Below are 14,253 nucleotides of genomic sequence, written 5' to 3' on the forward strand. Positions count from 1 at the left end.
TGTTCGCCCATATTTCCGCCAGCGCGTTCCCGGCACGTCAGCTGCGGTGCCAGCCCACCAAGTCGATTTTCTCTTCCATGACCGCACCCTCTGCTTCCTCCCCAGTGCAGCGCGCACAGCCCTGCGATTGGTTGGCCGTGCTGCTGTTGCTGGGATTCGGTTTCCTGCAGCTGTACTACTGCGATCTCACTTTCCATGGCCCCGACCAGATTCGCGACGTGGACACAGTGCGCCAGTGGTTGCACCGCGGCCAGTGGCCCCAGAGCAGCACCCCGTTCAACGGTCGGTTTTTTCTTCCCCCGGGGTTTTATTACCTGCTGGGCCTGCCCCTGCTGGTGGTGGACAGCGAGGTCAGCATCTTTGCCGCCTTCGGGTTCTTCAACGTGGCCTGCATCGGCTGGGCATGGACCATGCTCCGCACGCACCTAGGAAGCCGCGTTGCGCTGGCCTATGTAGCGCTGTGCATGCCCATCTTTGGCAGCGTATACACCCACAGTGCCTGGAATCCGGCGCTGGTGATGGGGCTGTCCAGCCTGGTACTGGCGCTGTGGGTACGTGCCTTGCACCGGCCGGACACAGGTTGGTTTGCGCTGGTGCTGGCGATGTTCGTACTGCTGCAGGTTCACCCCTCGGCGGCTTTGCTGGCGGTGGTCATGGGACTGTTTGCCGTGGTTCATCCATCCGTGCTGCGCCAGCGCGGCACTTGGGCTGGCATCGGCGTGGTGCTGGTCCTGACGGCCTGGTGGGCGTTGTGGGCCAAGCCGTGGAGCATCGAGCGTGTGGTGGCGGCTCCGCCGCCACCGTCCGAGGCGGGCTGGACGGCGCTCGCTGGCCGGCTGCTGAGTCCGGGCAAATGGTGGGATGCACTGGCCATGCCCTACCACATGGTCGCGGGCATTGAGCCTGCCTTGCCCATGGTGGCCGCCGCCGCCGCTGTGCTGCTGGGAGTGTTGCTGGTGGGAGTGTTGCTGGGGCTGGTTCGGGCCGCCCGGTCTTCCTCCATGCGCTGGGTGGCAGCGGCGGTACTGGTGTGGTGGGGTATGGCCATGCTGCTGCTGCCCTTTGGCGCGTTCTGGTACCTGGATGTGATCCAGCCCTGGATGGCTTTGTTGGCGGCCTACGGCTGGGCTGGCGCCAGTGCGCGCTGGGCTCGCAGCGCGGCGGCCTGGCTTGCGGTGATGGCCGCCGTTGGCGCTATGGCGTTGGGCGGGCAATGGGCGCTGTACCGGCAGTTTGAGGCGCTGGGCAAGCTGGACCTCGGGGCCAACGTGTCGTTCTTTCCGCGCATCGGGGGGCCACAACGCTGGGCGCCATCCTTCAGCTTCAGGTACCTGCGCGCCATGCAGGACTATGTGGAATCCGAAGCCCTTTGTCAGAGCCAGCTTCGGGGCCTGTACTGGATGCTGGTGCGCGATATGACGAACCGCCAGTTCGACGCCAGGTGCCAGGTCGCTGCGGGGGGCGCCTTGGCCACGCAATATCTGATCGAACCCAAGGCTCAGGCGGTGCCGACCGCATTCACCCAGGGGCTTGTGCCCGTGGCTGCGCTGCCCGGTGCGGCGGTGTATGCCTTTGCGCCGCTGTCCGTGCGCGTAAACGGCCGCGAAGGTGGCAATGTCTTTACCGACGAACGGTTGGACTACATGACGTTCTTGCCAGCCACGCACCGAGAGGGTATTGCGCTGCAGATCAGCGCGCCGGGGCCTTCTGTGCTCCGCGTGGCCCTGCGATGCACCGACGAGACGGTGCTACCCCCGCCGGAGGGCTGGTCCTTGGTGCAGGCCAGCTCCAGTGTGCCGCCGCGCGCCGAGCACTTCAGGTACATGGGCAGCAACTACTACACGCTGGAGTGGTCCTTGCTGCCGGCGCGGCCAGGTGCTTCCATTACCGTGGCGACGCCTCCGGTAGCGCTGCAATGCGACGTGTCCGCAGCAGCGCGCGCCTTGCCCTGAGCGGCTTGTCCCCCTGCTCTTTGCCGGTGGGGGCAAGAGGATGCTGGGCGGGGCGGCAGTAGCTGCGGTTTTATGCGGCGCTGCGTCGGGTCAGAACCCCAGCGCAAACCCCAGGCTCAACAAGGTGCGACCTTGCTGGCGGCCCACGGTAGCGTCAAGCTGCTTGCCTGGCGCCCACTCCCAACGTGCACCCGTCTGAAAGGTAGGGGCGCTGCCCCGGGTGCCAAAGGCCTCCAGGTGCGGCGTGATGGCACCCCAGCTGCCTTCCACCGAGGCGCCCCAGGTGGCGCGCCAGGACTGGCCGTGCTCGCGCTGGCTGCCCAGGTTGGCATTGACCACGCCCCAGGTCGCGGCGCATGTGCCGATGAGGTTGAGCGCCACCACGCTGCCCGCGCTTTGCCCGGCACTCTGGCGCCGGTGCACGACACCGGCACTGCTGCCTGCGTTGCAGCCCTGCTCCTGTGCGGGGCTCCACAGCCACTTGGCCTGCACGCCTTGCAAGGTGTGGCGTTCATTGCGGTCACGCGCCAGCACGGCGCCCAGCTCCAGTCCCGCCATGGGGGTGAAGGCAGGGGCCATGTACACCGTGCCGGGCTGGCCGCGCTGGCCCTCCCACCACACTTCGACGTGACCATGGCCCACCTCGTCCACGCCCGCATCGTCCACGGTCAGGGGGCGCCCGGCGTGGGCGGACCAGGCCACGCACAGGGTGGTAGTGGCTGCCAGCATGCGCGATGCGGTGGCGTGGGTGGTACGGTGGTAGCGGTGCTGGGTCATGGAGGGCGGTGGGCAATGGCTGGAGGAAAGGGCTCTGGCTATGTCGCGGGCGGGGAAGTGCCCGCCGCTACCGACCGCGCAGGAACAGCGCATCCAGCTCCTTCATGCTCAACTGCCGCCAGGTGGGGCGGCCGTGGTTGCACTGGTCGGAGCGGTCGGTGGTTTCCATCTGGCGCAGCAGGGCGTTCATCTCGTCGATGGTGAGCTTGCGGTTGGCCCGCACGGCACCGTGGCAGGCCATGGTGCCCAGGATTTCATTGCGGGCGCGTTGCACCACGGTGGTGGCGTCGTGGGCGGCCAGCTCGGCCAGCACGCTGCGGGCCAGCTCCACCGGGTCGCCCTGCGCCAATGTGATGGGCACTGCGCGCACGGCCAGCGTCTTGGGCGAGAAGGGCACCACCTCCAGGCCCAGCGTGGCCAGCACGTCGGCAGACTCTTCGGCCGTGGCGACTTCCTGCGGCGTGGCAGCGAAGGTGGCAGGGATCAGCAAGGGCTGGCTGGCAATGCGCGCGCCACTGTCCACCTGGGCCTTCAGGCGTTCGTAGACGATGCGCTCGTGGGCGGCATGCATGTCCACCACCACCATGCCCTGGGCGTTTTCGGCCAGGATGTACACGCCGTGCAACTGGGCCACGGCCTTGCCCAGGGGCCAGGCGGTTTCGTTGCCATCGCGGCCCACGGGCCAGGCCGTGGGTGGGTTGCTGGCCAGGGGCTCGGTGGGGGAGCCTGCAACCGGAGCGGCCGTCTGTGCGGAGGGCGCACCGTCCCAGGGCGTGGCAGATGCATGGGATGCGGCAGGCGTTGCCCATGCTGCGGGCGCATCTGACTGGGCCGAGGGCGCCCACAAACCGCCCACGGCCGCGCCCGATGCGGGGTCTGCCACGGGGCTGGCAGGCGTCGCACTGCGCGGCCCCCACAGGGCCTGCAGGTCTTCCACACGGTGACCACGTTCTTCAAATTTGATAGCGGCCTGGGCATTCCACACTGGCGCTTGGGGCGTCTGGGGCTTGAAATGCTCCCCATCACCGGCTGCGGAGGGGGGGGGGGCCGCCGCGGCGGCTGCCAATGCGGCAGCCCGGGGCGCAGCCAGCGCGTTTTCCACCGCATGGCGCACGGCCTGGTGCACCTCGCGGCTGTCGCGAAAGCGCACCTCGATCTTGGTGGGGTGCACGTTCACGTCCACACGCGCCGGGTCGATTTCGACATACAGCGCATAAATGGGCTGCTTGTGCCCGTGCAGCACGTCCTCGTAGGCGCTGCGGGCGGCGTGCGTGAGGACCTTGTCGCGCACGAAGCGGCCGTTGACGTAGCAATACTGGTGGTCGGGCCGCGAGCGCGCCGCGTCGGGCAGGCCTGCGCGGCCGGTGACGGTGACCGGGCCCACGCGGTGCTGCACGGCGACCGACTGGGTGACGAAGTCTTCGCCCAGCACGTCCGACAGGCGGCGGGCAAGCGCGTCCTGCACGTCCTGCGGATCACCCTGGCCCGGCACAAAGGTGGCGCGCCACTGCTCTACCAGCTTGCCTTCATGCCAGATGGCAAAGCCCACGTCGGGCCGTGCCAGTGCGTGGCGGCGCACTGATTCAATGCAGTGCGCCAGCTCGGTGGCATCGGTCTTCAAGAACTTGCGGCGCGCGGGGGTGGAGAAGAACAGTTCCTTCACCTCCACCGTGGTGCCGGTGCTGCGCGCGGCGGGGCGCAGCTCACCACTGCGGGCGTCCAGCAAGAAGGCGCTGGCCTGCGCGGCCGGGCGCGAGAGCAGGGCCATCTCCGACACCGACGCAATCGCTGCCAGTGCCTCGCCCCGAAAGCCCATGGTGGCGACGGTCTCCAGGTCGTTCAGGTTGGTGATCTTGCTGGTGGCGTGGCGGCGCAAGGCCACAGGCAGCTCTTCTTGCGGGATGCCGCCGCCATCGTCCTCCACGGTGATCAGCCGCACGCCACCGGCCGACAGGCGCACGGTGATCTGCGTGGCACCCGCATCGAGCGCGTTGTCCACCAGCTCGCGCACCACCGAAGCGGGGCGCTCCACCACTTCACCCGCAGCAATCTGGCTGATGAGTTCATCGGGCAGATCGCGGATGGGGCGGCGCGTGGTGTTGGGGGGGCTGGAGGCGGGCTGCGCCGCTGCGAGGAAGGGGGTGGTGTCGTTCACCCACCGGATTTTAGGGCGGGGGCTGCGCAGGGGTATCGGGCTGGGGTGGGGCGTGATGGGGATAATGCGCCCACCTTTTTTCCGCGCTGCGCCCAGGCCCGCCTTTTCATGGAACTTGTCACTTTTCTCATCGACTTCATCCTGCATGTGGACAAGTATCTGGAGGCGTTTGTGCAGGCCTACGGCATGTGGGTGTACGCCCTGCTGTTTGCCATTGTGTTTGTCGAGACAGGCCTGGTGGTGATGCCGTTTTTGCCGGGCGACTCGCTGCTGTTCATCGTGGGCGCGCTGTGTGGTGCCGGCATGATGAGCTTTCCGCTGGCGTGCGCGGTGCTGCTGGCGGCAGCCATCTTGGGCGACCAGTGCAACTACTCCATCGGCCGCTACTTTGGCCCCAAGGTGTTCCAGTGGGAGGATTCGCGCTGGTTCAACCGCCGGGCGTTCAACCAGGCGCATGAGTTTTACGAGCGCTACGGTGGCATCACCATCGTGATTGCGCGTTTCATGCCCTTCATCCGCACGTTTGCGCCCTTCGTGGCGGGCGTGGCGGAAATGAATCGTGCCAAGTTCACCGCCTACAACGTGGGCGGGGCGCTGCTGTGGGTGCTGGGCATTGCCACGGCCGGGTACTTCTTCGGCAACTTTGCGTGGGTCAAGGAGAACCTGGACAAGATCATCTGGGCGATGATTTTTGTGCCGGGCCTGATCGCCATCTTTGGCGCCTGGCGCGCCGGGCGCCAGGCCCGCACAGCCTGATAGGCAGCGAATTTGCTACAAATAAAAAGAGCGGCAGGCGCATGATTTACATGCGCCTGCCGCTCTTTTTATGCCCAGATCAACGCTCTGGGCGGGGAGGGAAGTCCCAGAGGCTTAACGGCGGTAAGGGCGGCGTTGGTCGCGGTCTTCGCCCACTTCATGGCCGATGAGGGCGCCGGCAGCGGCACCGCCGATGGTGCCAACAGGGCCGCCGAAGATGGCGTTACCGGCAACGCCACCGACCACGGCGCCGACGCCAGTGCCGACCTGGGCGTTGGTGGGGTTGGATGCACAACCACCCAGTGCCAGGGCCGCAGTGCAGGTAGTCGCAAGAAGAATGTGACGGATGTTCATGGCGAGATTCCTTGATGGTTGTGGAGTCAGGCCGTGGTCCCCAATCCGCGGTAGCGGCTGAAGCTCGACCTGTGCCTCTACTGTGGCTGCCCGGCCGCGCGGTGGCTGTAGGCAGGCAAGGGTGCTGGGTGTAGGACAGGCGGCACAGGAGGAACTAAGGGTTTCCCTGCGCCTGTCGCTGTTGCCAACCGGGTTGCGCAGGCAGATCATTTCCTTGTCATACAAAACTTACACAAGGACACGCGATGACCCAGCACATCCAGCAAGCCGGCCGGGGCGGCGTGGGCACCCAGCTGACGGTGGCGCAGCAGATCGGGTTGATTGTGGGCGTGGCGGTGCTGGCGCTGGTGGTCGTCCTGGCGCTGAGCCTGGTGCGTGTGCAGCGGCTGGGGGCTACGGTGGATCAGCTGGCCACCGAGCAGGTGGAGCGGCTGCAACTGGCGCTGCGCTGGCGCAGCAACATCGCCGTCAATTCCACGCGTGTGTTCTCCATCGCCCAGACCGAGGGCGATGACCTCCAGAACTATTTCAAGGAGGCAGTGGCCGCCACCACCGCCGACACCAGCAAGGTGCAAAAGCGCTATACCGAGCTGGAAAACAGCCCGGAGGGCCTGCGCATCCAGGAAGAGCTGGCCACCATCCGCAAGTCGTACCTGGAGTCGCGCGACAAGTCGCTGGAGCTGAAAAAGGCGGGTGACATGGCCCAGGCGCGCGCCTATGCGCTGGGCACGTTTGCGCCAGTGCTGGACAAATACAACGCCGTGGCCGACAAGATGGTGGATTACCAGGTGCGCCGCTCGGCCGAGCAGGCGGCCGAGGCGGCAGAGCTCATCCAGTCCTACCGCATGACCGTGCTGGTGGCGGGTGTGGCAGGGCTGGCGCTGCTCGTGGTGCTGTCGTGGGTGGTGGTGCAGCGCATCCGCCGCTCCCTGGGGGCGGTGAGCGCGGTGGCGCAGCGCATTGGCGAGGGTGACCTGTCCCAACCCATCGAGGTGCAAGGGCGTGGTGAGGTGGCCGAGATGATGCGTGCCATGCAGGGCATGCAGACCTCGCTGGTGCGCATCGTGGGCGACGTACGGCACAGCAGCGACAGCATTGCCACGGGCTCCAGCGAGATCGCCATGGGCAATGCCGACCTGAGCCAGCGCACCGAGGAACAGGCCAGCAACCTGGAGGAAACGGCCGCCTCCATGGAAGAGATCACCAGCACCGTGAAGAACAACGCCGACACCGCGCGCAAGGCGGCCACGCTGGCCGGCTCGGCATCGCAGGCGGCGGTCAAGGGCGGCGAGGTGGTGGGCCAGGTGGTGACCACCATGCAGGACATCTCGGCCGCGTCCCGAAAGATCACCGACATCATCAGCGTGATTGATGGCATCGCGTTCCAGACCAACATCCTGGCGCTGAACGCGGCGGTGGAGGCCGCACGCGCCGGTGAACAGGGCCGTGGCTTTGCCGTGGTGGCCAGCGAGGTGCGCAGCCTGGCCCAGCGCAGCGCCGAGGCGGCCAAGGAGATCAAGGCCCTGATCAGTGCCAGTGTGGAGAAGGTGGAGAACGGCACCCAGCTGGTGAGCAACGCCGGGCAGAGCATGGAAGATATCGTCGCCCAGGTGCAGCGGGTGAGCGACCTGATTGGCGAGATCTCCAGCGCCACGGGCGAGCAGACCATCGGCATCAGCCAGGTGGGCGAGGCGGTGATGCAGCTGGACCAGGTCACCCAGCAGAATGCGGCCCTGGTGGAGCAGAGCGCTGCGGCGGCCGACAGCCTCAAGCACCAGGCGGCGCGGTTGTCAGAGATCGTGAGCGTGTTCCGGCTGGGGCGCTGACCGCCTTCAGTGCCGCACGGTCTTCACCCCCTCAGGCCTTCGGGGCCCGGAGTGCAAAGAAGCCAACGCGGCCAAAGAGGCCTCAGGTTTTCTCCGCAGGCTTGAGGCACATCGTCACCAGCAGTGACGCAGGTTCTACCGCCTTGAGCGAATGCAGCGCGCGCGGTGCCAGGTGCACAAAGTCGCCGGGATGCAATTGCTGCACGCCCTGCTCGCTCGCAAACTCCACCACGCCCTCGATGCACTGCACGGTGGCCTCGCCGGGCGTCTGGTGTTCTTTCATGGATTTGCCCACGGGCAGGACCACCCGCATGACTTCGAGCTGGCCGGCTTTGAGGACGGCGGTGGTGACTGTGTCGGCCAATCGTGCTCCCAGGGGACGCACGCTGACGATCTGACCAGATTGGGCGTGGGGCAGGGCCATGGCAGTTCTCCTTGCTGGCCAAGGCGCGGTGCGCGCCCGGCCGATGCAGGCTACTGTGCCTGCAGTTGGCAGTGCGCGCAAGGTGGGCTGGCCGTCCCGCGCGCGATGTCCCTGCCCGCCTACACCGACCGGCTGCGCGCCAGTGGCGGGTTCTTGGCGAAGTAGCGCGTGATGCCGCGCATCAGCGCGTCGGCCAGCTGCTCCTGGTAGGCGCTGCTGCGCAGGCGCTTTTCTTCTTCGGGGTTGCTGATGAAGGCGGTTTCGACCAGCACGCTCGGGATGTCAGGCGCCTTGAGCACGGCAAAGCCCGCCTGCTCCACGCGCGGCTTGTGCAGCTTGCCCACGTTGCCGATCTCCCCCAGCAGCACGGTGCCGAGCTTGAGGCTGTCGTTGATCTGCGCGGTGGTGCTCATGTCCAGCAGCGCGCGCTGCACATGCTGGTCCTTGGACTGCACGTTGATGCCGCCCACCAGGTCGGCCTGGTTCTCCTTGTTGGCCAGCCAGCGGGCGGCCGTGCTGGAGGCCCCGCCCTGGCTCAGCGCAAACACGCTGGCGCCGCGCGCCTCGGGCGTGGTGAAGGCATCGGCATGGATGGAGACGAACAGGTCGGCCTGCACGCGCCGGGCCTTTTGCACGCGGGTGCCCAGGGGCACAAAGTAGTCGCCGTCGCGCGTGAGGTAGGCGCGCATGGGGTTGCCACCCACGGTGGTGGCGTTGATACGGTCGCGCAGCAGGTGGGCCACGCGCAGCACCACGTCTTTTTCGCGGGTGCCGGAGGGGCCAATGGCGCCGGGGTCTTCGCCCCCGTGGCCGGGGTCGAGTGCCACGATGATGATGCGGTCTGTCTCGGTGGCTGTGGGGCGGTTGCCAGGTCGTGAGGGCGCGGCAGGGGCGGCGCTGGGCGCGGGTGCTGCGGCCACCACGGGCGGCTGGGCTGTGGTGCCGGACTGCGCGGGGCCATTGGCGCGTTGCGCGATCAGGTCGCCCAGCGGGTCGTGCTCTGCGGCGCGGGCTGTGGCGGGTGCGGGCGATGGCGCAGGTGTGGCGGCCGGGCCGCTGGCATCGCGCAGGCGCTCGGCAATCAGTGCCTCCAGCGGGTCCACAGGCGCCGCGGGGTACAGGTCAAACACCAGCCGGTGGCGGTAGGCGGCGACGGGTGGCAGGGTGAACACCTGCGGCATGGCGGGCTGCTTGAGGTCCACCACCAGGCGCACCACCCCCGGTGCGTTCTGGCCCACGCGGATGCCCGCGATGTTGGGGTCGTCGGGTTTGACCTTGGCCACCAGTTCGCGCAGCTCGGGGCTCAGGTCGATGCCCTCGATGTCCACCGCCAGGCGCGGCGGCGAGGTCACGAAGAACTGCTTGGCCACCAGCGCGCCATCGGACTCGATGGTCACCCGCGAGTATTCGGGTGCGGGCCAGACGCGCACGGCCACGATGGTGGCGCCGCGTGCAATCTGCTGTGCGCCCAGCAGCAGCACCAGGCTGCTGGCGCGCAGCACGGCACGGCGCGATGGCTGGGAAGCGGCGTGGCGGTCGGGCAGGGTGGGTTCGTTCACGGTGTCTCAGAGAGCTTGCAGCAGGCTGCGCCCCGTGGCGGTGGGGGCATGCAGCGTGACCTTCCTTTCGGTGTCATCCATTGCTTCAATGTGGATAGCAAGGTCTGCAAGCGGGGTAAGCGCTGCGGCCTTTTCCGGCCATTCTGCCACCTTGAGACCGGGGTTGGCAAAAATGTCCCTGAAACCGGCGTCTTCCCACTCGCGCGGATCGTCAAAACGGTAGAAGTCGAAGTGCCAGATCGAGAGACCCGGCGCCTCGTGGGGCTCCACCACCGCATAGGTGGGGCTCTTGATGCGGCCCTGCACGCCCAGCGCGCGCAGCAGGTGGCGCACCAGGGTGGTCTTGCCCGCGCCCAGGTCGCCGTGCAGGGTCACAAAGGCGTTGGCCAGCAGAGGCTGGGCGGCCAGGCGCTGGGCAAAGGCGGCGGTGTCTTCCTCGCTGTGCCAGGTGAAATGGCGCGTGGTTTCTGCAGGGGGGGTGGCCGCAGCATCGGTGCCGCTTTCTACAATCTGGCCGGTATGTGGTGCAACAGTCAACTCGTTCCTCAAATGCAGGAGTGGGCCCGCGAGCTGGGATTTTCCCAAATCGGCGTGGCGGGGGTGGACTTGTCTGCGGCCGAGCCGGGTCTTGCGGCCTGGCTGGCGCAGGGGTTCCATGGTGACATGCATTACATGGCATCCCACGGCATGAAGCGCGCGCGCCCGGCCGAGCTGGTACCCGGCACTGTGAGTGTGATCACGGCGCGCATGGATTATTTGCCGCGCGATACCGCCAGGGATGCGCCCGGGGGCTGGCAGGCGGCCGAACTCTCACGCCTGCAGCGCCCGCACGAGGGCATCGTCTCCGTCTATGCCCGGGGCCGGGATTACCACAAGGTGCTGCGCGCCCGCCTGCAAAAGCTCAGCGACCGCATTGCCGAGGCCATCGGCCCGTTTGGCCACCGCGTGTTCACCGACTCTGCGCCGGTGCTGGAGGCCGAACTGGCCGCGCGCAGCGGCCAAGGTTGGCGCGGCAAGCACACGCTGGTACTCAACCGCGAGGCGGGGTCCATGTTCTTTCTGGGCGAGATTTATGTGGACATGGCGCTGCCCCAGAGCGAGCCCGTCACTCCGCACTGCGGCAGCTGCAGCGCGTGCATCGACATCTGCCCCACGCAGGCCATCGTTGCGCCGCACCGCGTTGACGCGCGGCGCTGCATCTCGTACCTCACCATCGAACACGCCGGGCCCATCCCTGTGGAGCTACGCCCGCTGATGGGCAACCGCATCTATGGCTGCGACGACTGCCAGCTGATTTGCCCCTGGAACAAGTTTGCGCAGGTCAGCCGCCTGCCGGATTTTGACGAGCGCAAGGGCCTGTCGGGCCAGCAGCTGGTGCACCTGTTTGCGTGGGACGAAGCCACCTTTTTGCGCATGACCGAGGGCGGCCCCATCCGTCGCATCGGCCATGAGCGCTGGCTGCGCAATGTGGCCGTGGCGCTGGGCAATGCGCTGCGTGCCACGGGCGATGGGGCCTTGCGCGCTGCGCTGCAGTCGCGGGCCGAGGATGCCAGCGCGCTGGTGCGGGAGCATGTGGCCTGGGCTCTGGACGCTGCTTGAGGGCGTTTTTGGAGGAAATTGCCTGGTAGCGCTAGTGCAATATGCCTTGGCAGCTATCAAAATAGGAGTAACGGTCGTTGTGCCGGGGCCTCACTGCACCAGCAGCCCCGTCTGCCGCAAAGTGCCCACCAGCCCCTGGGCGAACTCCGCATATCCGGCAGCGTTGGCGTGGATCTGGTCCGACCGCAACCGCTCTTGCGCCAGCACGCTCGACCAGCCTTTGGCATGCAGCGGGATCTTCAGCTCTTCGGTAACCTCTTCGTACAGTGGGTGGTCGCTCAGGCGGCCGGCAGCGGCCATGAGCGACAGTTCGGGCACAGCCACCAGCAGCACCTGGGCGCCGCTGGCCCGTGCCTCGGTGCAGATGCGCAGGATGTTGGTGCGCGCGGTGGCAGCACTCTGGCGCCGCAAAAAGTCATTGCCGCCAATGCCCACGATGACCAGCGCGGGCTGGTGCTGTTGCAGCAGGCCCGGCAGGCGCGCAAGCGCCTGGGCCGAGGTGTCGCCCGACACACCGCCGTTGACCACCTTCCAGCCCGTCAGGCGCGCCAGTTCGGCGGGGTAGGCGGTGTCGGCCGAGGCTCCCACGCCCGACGTGAGCGAGTCGCCCAGCGCCAGGACCGTGGCGCCTGCCGGGACGGCCTGGGCACGCGCAGGTTTGCGGCCGCAGGCGACCAGGCCGAACGCGGTGGCCAGGCTGGCGCCGAGCAGCCGCCTGCGGTTCAGGCCCCGGCTCATCGCAGCACCCCCAGCGCAAACGGCAGGCTCACGATGCCCAGCAAGGTGGACAGCGTGACCAGCCCCGCCACATACGGCCCGTTGTAGCCCATGCGCGCTGCCAGCACATAGCAGGTCGATGCCGTGGGCAGGGCTGCAAAGGCCAGGAGCACCGTCGTCTGCACGGCGTCGAGACCAAATATGCGGGCCATGCCAAAGGCCACCAGCGGCTGCACCAGGTGGCGGATGGCCAGCACCGACACGCTCAGCGTCTTGCCCCGCGTGAGCAGGCCAAACTGCAGCCCCGCCCCGGCCGCCATCAGGCCCAGCGCCAGTGAGGCGGAGCTGATGCGGGTGACCGTGGGCACCGCCCATTCGGGGATCTGGAAGCCCAGCAGATTGGCCACCAGCCCCGAGGCGGTGGCGATGATCAGCGGGTTGCGCAACAGCTCGCGCGCAAAGCTGTGCTGCCCGTGCCGGGCCATGGGCCACACCGCAGCCACATTGAACAGCGGCACACACACGCCGATCAGCACCGCGATCATCAGCAGGCCCTGGGTCCCTGCCAGCCGCTCGGCAATCGCCAGGCCAATGAAGGAGTTGAAGCGGAACGCCACCTGCGCGCTGGCCGCATGGTCGCGCACGTCGATGTGCTTGCCCACCCAGGGCCAGTGCGGCAGGCTGTAGGCCAGCGCGATGCCGATCACGCCCGACAGCATGCCCGCCCCGATCAGCCCCGACGCGGCGCCAATATCCATCGGGCTTTTGACGATGGACTGGAACAGCAGCACCGGGAACAGCAGGTAGTACACCAGGCTCTCCACCGGCTGCCAGACCGAGCGGTTCAGGGCGGTGTACCGGCAGATCAGGTAGCCCAGGAAGATGAGGGAAAAGTCGGGGAGCAGAAGTTGGGCGTAGTTCACGCACCGAGAATACTTGATGCATGGCAAGCCGCCCGGGGGCTCCCGGCAGGCTGAATGGGGCAGGGGGACTACCCACCCCCACTTTGTTTCTAGGGTTAGCCCTTATGTGGAATCCGCAGGGCGGTTTGGCGTGCGTTGGGCATACCATCTGCGCTGTTTGTTGTTACCCCGCACGAAGGAGATTTCCATGCATCGTCGTCAATGGCTTGCGCTGACCGTACTGGCTGCCGCAGCTGGATCGGCTGCCGCACAAGGCTACCCCAACAAGGTGATCCGGCTGGTGGTGCCCTTTGCACCCGGTGGCACCACCGACATCATTGCGCGTGTGATCGCCGAGCCGCTGGGCCGCGTGCTTGGCCAGAGCGTGATCGTGGACAACAAGGCCGGTGGCGGCGGCATTGTGGGTGCGGCCGAACTCGCCCGTGCCACGGCCGACGGCTACACGCTGGGCGTGGCCACCGTGTCCACCACCGCAGCCAACCCCGCCATCAACCCCAAGACGCCGTACAACCCGCTGACGGACTTCTCGCCCATCATCAACATTGCGGCCACCCCCAACATCATTGCGGTGAACCCCAGCTTTCCGGCCAAGGACTACAAGGCGTTTGTGGCGGAACTCAAGAAGTCGCCTGGCAAGTATTCGTACTCGTCGTCCGGCACGGGCGGCATCGGTCACCTGCAGATGGAGCTGTACAAGAACCTCTCGGGCACCTTTGTGACCCACATCCCCTACCGCGGCGCGGGCCCGGCCCTGAACGACACCGTGGCCGGCCAGGTGCCCATGATTTTTGACAACCTGCCCTCGGCGCTGCCCTTCATCAAGGAAAACCGCCTGGTGCCCATCGTCGTTGCAGCGCCCCAGCGCGTGGCGGCCCTGCCCAATGTGCCCACCTTCAAGGAACTGGGCCTGGAGCCGGTGAACCGCATGGCCTACTACGGCATCGTGGGCCCCAAGGGTCTGCCCAAGGATGTGGTGGACAAGATCAACGCCGGTGTGCGCAAGGCCCTGGAAGACCCGGCCGTGAAGAAGCGCATCGAAGACACTGGCTCGCTCGTGATCGGCAACACGCCCGAGCAGTTTGCCGAGCAGATCAAGGCCGAGTTCGCGGTCTACAAGGATGTGGTCGTCAAGCAGAAGCTGACGCTGGAATAAAAGCCACCGCTTCCATCCCCAGCCGCCTTCGGGCGGCTTTTTTGTGCCCGTGGAGTCG

The 14,253-nt window shown here is 67.1% G+C and carries 13 protein-coding genes; 5 read left to right on the top strand and 8 right to left on the bottom strand.

The window, feature by feature from the left end; translation table 11 throughout:
• Window positions 1–77 precede the first annotated feature (77 nt).
• Entirely contained in the window at window positions 78–1,952 is a 1,875-nt protein-coding gene (locus tag IB236_RS03120) for a hypothetical protein (RefSeq protein WP_192418745.1), read from the top strand.
• Between the two features lie 90 nt (window positions 1,953–2,042).
• Here IB236_RS03120 and IB236_RS03125 read toward each other — a convergent pair whose 3' ends face one another.
• Window positions 2,043–2,729 (bottom strand): hypothetical protein, encoded by a 687-nt coding sequence (locus IB236_RS03125; RefSeq protein ID WP_192418747.1) that lies wholly within the window; start codon window positions 2,727–2,729, stop codon window positions 2,043–2,045.
• 67 nt (window positions 2,730–2,796) lie between these two features.
• Window positions 2,797–4,884: a DNA mismatch repair endonuclease MutL gene (mutL, locus tag IB236_RS03130; protein WP_192418749.1), complete on the bottom strand. Its 2,088-nt coding sequence runs from the start codon at window positions 4,882–4,884 to the stop codon at window positions 2,797–2,799.
• A 108-nt stretch (window positions 4,885–4,992) separates the two neighbouring features.
• On the opposite strand from mutL, the gene IB236_RS03135 reads away from it, so the two are divergent.
• The gene (locus IB236_RS03135) at window positions 4,993–5,640 is read left to right on the top strand and encodes a DedA family protein (protein WP_056061629.1); all 648 of its coding nucleotides are present in this window, start codon (window positions 4,993–4,995) and stop codon (window positions 5,638–5,640) included.
• A gap of 114 nt (window positions 5,641–5,754) precedes the next feature.
• Here the strand turns inward: IB236_RS03135 and IB236_RS03140 are convergent, their stop codons facing one another.
• Window positions 5,755–5,994: a glycine zipper 2TM domain-containing protein gene (locus IB236_RS03140; RefSeq protein ID WP_056061634.1), complete on the bottom strand. Its 240-nt coding sequence runs from the start codon at window positions 5,992–5,994 to the stop codon at window positions 5,755–5,757.
• 245 nt (window positions 5,995–6,239) lie between these two features.
• Between IB236_RS03140 and IB236_RS03145 the strand changes: the two genes are divergently transcribed.
• Entirely contained in the window at window positions 6,240–7,820 is a 1,581-nt protein-coding gene (locus tag IB236_RS03145; RefSeq protein WP_056743451.1) for a methyl-accepting chemotaxis protein, read from the top strand.
• Window positions 7,821–7,902: 82 nt separating this feature from the next.
• Here IB236_RS03145 and IB236_RS03150 read toward each other — a convergent pair whose 3' ends face one another.
• The 3 genes from IB236_RS03150 to tsaE all read right to left on the bottom strand — a co-directional run bounded on the left by IB236_RS03150 (window position 7,903) and on the right by tsaE (window position 10,340).
• The gene (locus IB236_RS03150) at window positions 7,903–8,244 is read right to left on the bottom strand and encodes a cupin domain-containing protein (RefSeq protein WP_192418751.1); all 342 of its coding nucleotides are present in this window, start codon (window positions 8,242–8,244) and stop codon (window positions 7,903–7,905) included.
• A 119-nt stretch (window positions 8,245–8,363) separates the two neighbouring features.
• Window positions 8,364–9,803: an N-acetylmuramoyl-L-alanine amidase gene (locus tag IB236_RS03155; protein ID WP_056743447.1), complete on the bottom strand. Its 1,440-nt coding sequence runs from the start codon at window positions 9,801–9,803 to the stop codon at window positions 8,364–8,366.
• Between the two features lie 6 nt (window positions 9,804–9,809).
• Window positions 9,810–10,340: a tRNA (adenosine(37)-N6)-threonylcarbamoyltransferase complex ATPase subunit type 1 TsaE gene (tsaE, locus tag IB236_RS03160; protein WP_099729757.1), complete on the bottom strand. Its 531-nt coding sequence runs from the start codon at window positions 10,338–10,340 to the stop codon at window positions 9,810–9,812.
• Window positions 10,341–10,352: 12 nt separating this feature from the next.
• Between tsaE and queG the strand changes: the two genes are divergently transcribed.
• Entirely contained in the window at window positions 10,353–11,402 is a 1,050-nt protein-coding gene (gene queG, locus IB236_RS03165) for a tRNA epoxyqueuosine(34) reductase QueG (protein WP_192418753.1), read from the top strand.
• A 90-nt stretch (window positions 11,403–11,492) separates the two neighbouring features.
• Here the strand turns inward: queG and IB236_RS03170 are convergent, their stop codons facing one another.
• The gene (locus IB236_RS03170; RefSeq protein WP_192418755.1) at window positions 11,493–12,140 is read right to left on the bottom strand and encodes a GDSL-type esterase/lipase family protein; all 648 of its coding nucleotides are present in this window, start codon (window positions 12,138–12,140) and stop codon (window positions 11,493–11,495) included.
• Window positions 12,137–13,042, bottom strand: a complete 906-nt coding sequence (locus tag IB236_RS03175; RefSeq protein WP_192418757.1) for an AEC family transporter — start codon at window positions 13,040–13,042, stop codon at window positions 12,137–12,139. The genes IB236_RS03170 and IB236_RS03175 overlap by 4 nt, the downstream gene beginning before the upstream one ends.
• Before the next feature lie 187 nt (window positions 13,043–13,229).
• Between IB236_RS03175 and IB236_RS03180 the strand changes: the two genes are divergently transcribed.
• Window positions 13,230–14,195, top strand: coding sequence for a tripartite tricarboxylate transporter substrate binding protein BugE (locus IB236_RS03180; protein WP_056061659.1), 966 nt, complete (start codon window positions 13,230–13,232; stop codon window positions 14,193–14,195).
• Window positions 14,196–14,253 lie beyond the last annotated feature (58 nt).

Source organism: Acidovorax sp. ACV02 (genome assembly GCF_014851475.1).
Classification (GTDB): Bacteria; Pseudomonadota; Gammaproteobacteria; order Burkholderiales; family Burkholderiaceae_C; genus Acidovorax; species Acidovorax delafieldii.

Bases quoted from the DNA above. Each gene is read 5' to 3' on its own strand.
- IB236_RS03170 (WP_192418755.1), bottom strand. From the start codon at position 12,140: ATGAGCCGGGGCCTGAACCGCAGGCGGCTGCTCGGCGCCAGCCTGGCC.
- IB236_RS03150 (WP_192418751.1), bottom strand. From the start codon at position 8,244: ATGGCCCTGCCCCACGCCCAATCTGGTCAGATCGTCAGCGTGCGTCCC.
- IB236_RS03135 (WP_056061629.1), top strand. From the start codon at position 4,993: ATGGAACTTGTCACTTTTCTCATCGACTTCATCCTGCATGTGGACAAG.
- queG (WP_192418753.1), top strand. From the start codon at position 10,353: ATGCAGGAGTGGGCCCGCGAGCTGGGATTTTCCCAAATCGGCGTGGCG.
- IB236_RS03120 (WP_192418745.1), top strand. From the start codon at position 78: ATGACCGCACCCTCTGCTTCCTCCCCAGTGCAGCGCGCACAGCCCTGC.
- IB236_RS03180 (WP_056061659.1), top strand. From the start codon at position 13,230: ATGCATCGTCGTCAATGGCTTGCGCTGACCGTACTGGCTGCCGCAGCT.
- IB236_RS03140 (WP_056061634.1), bottom strand. From the start codon at position 5,994: ATGAACATCCGTCACATTCTTCTTGCGACTACCTGCACTGCGGCCCTG.
- IB236_RS03125 (WP_192418747.1), bottom strand. From the start codon at position 2,729: ATGACCCAGCACCGCTACCACCGTACCACCCACGCCACCGCATCGCGC.
- IB236_RS03145 (WP_056743451.1), top strand. From the start codon at position 6,240: ATGACCCAGCACATCCAGCAAGCCGGCCGGGGCGGCGTGGGCACCCAG.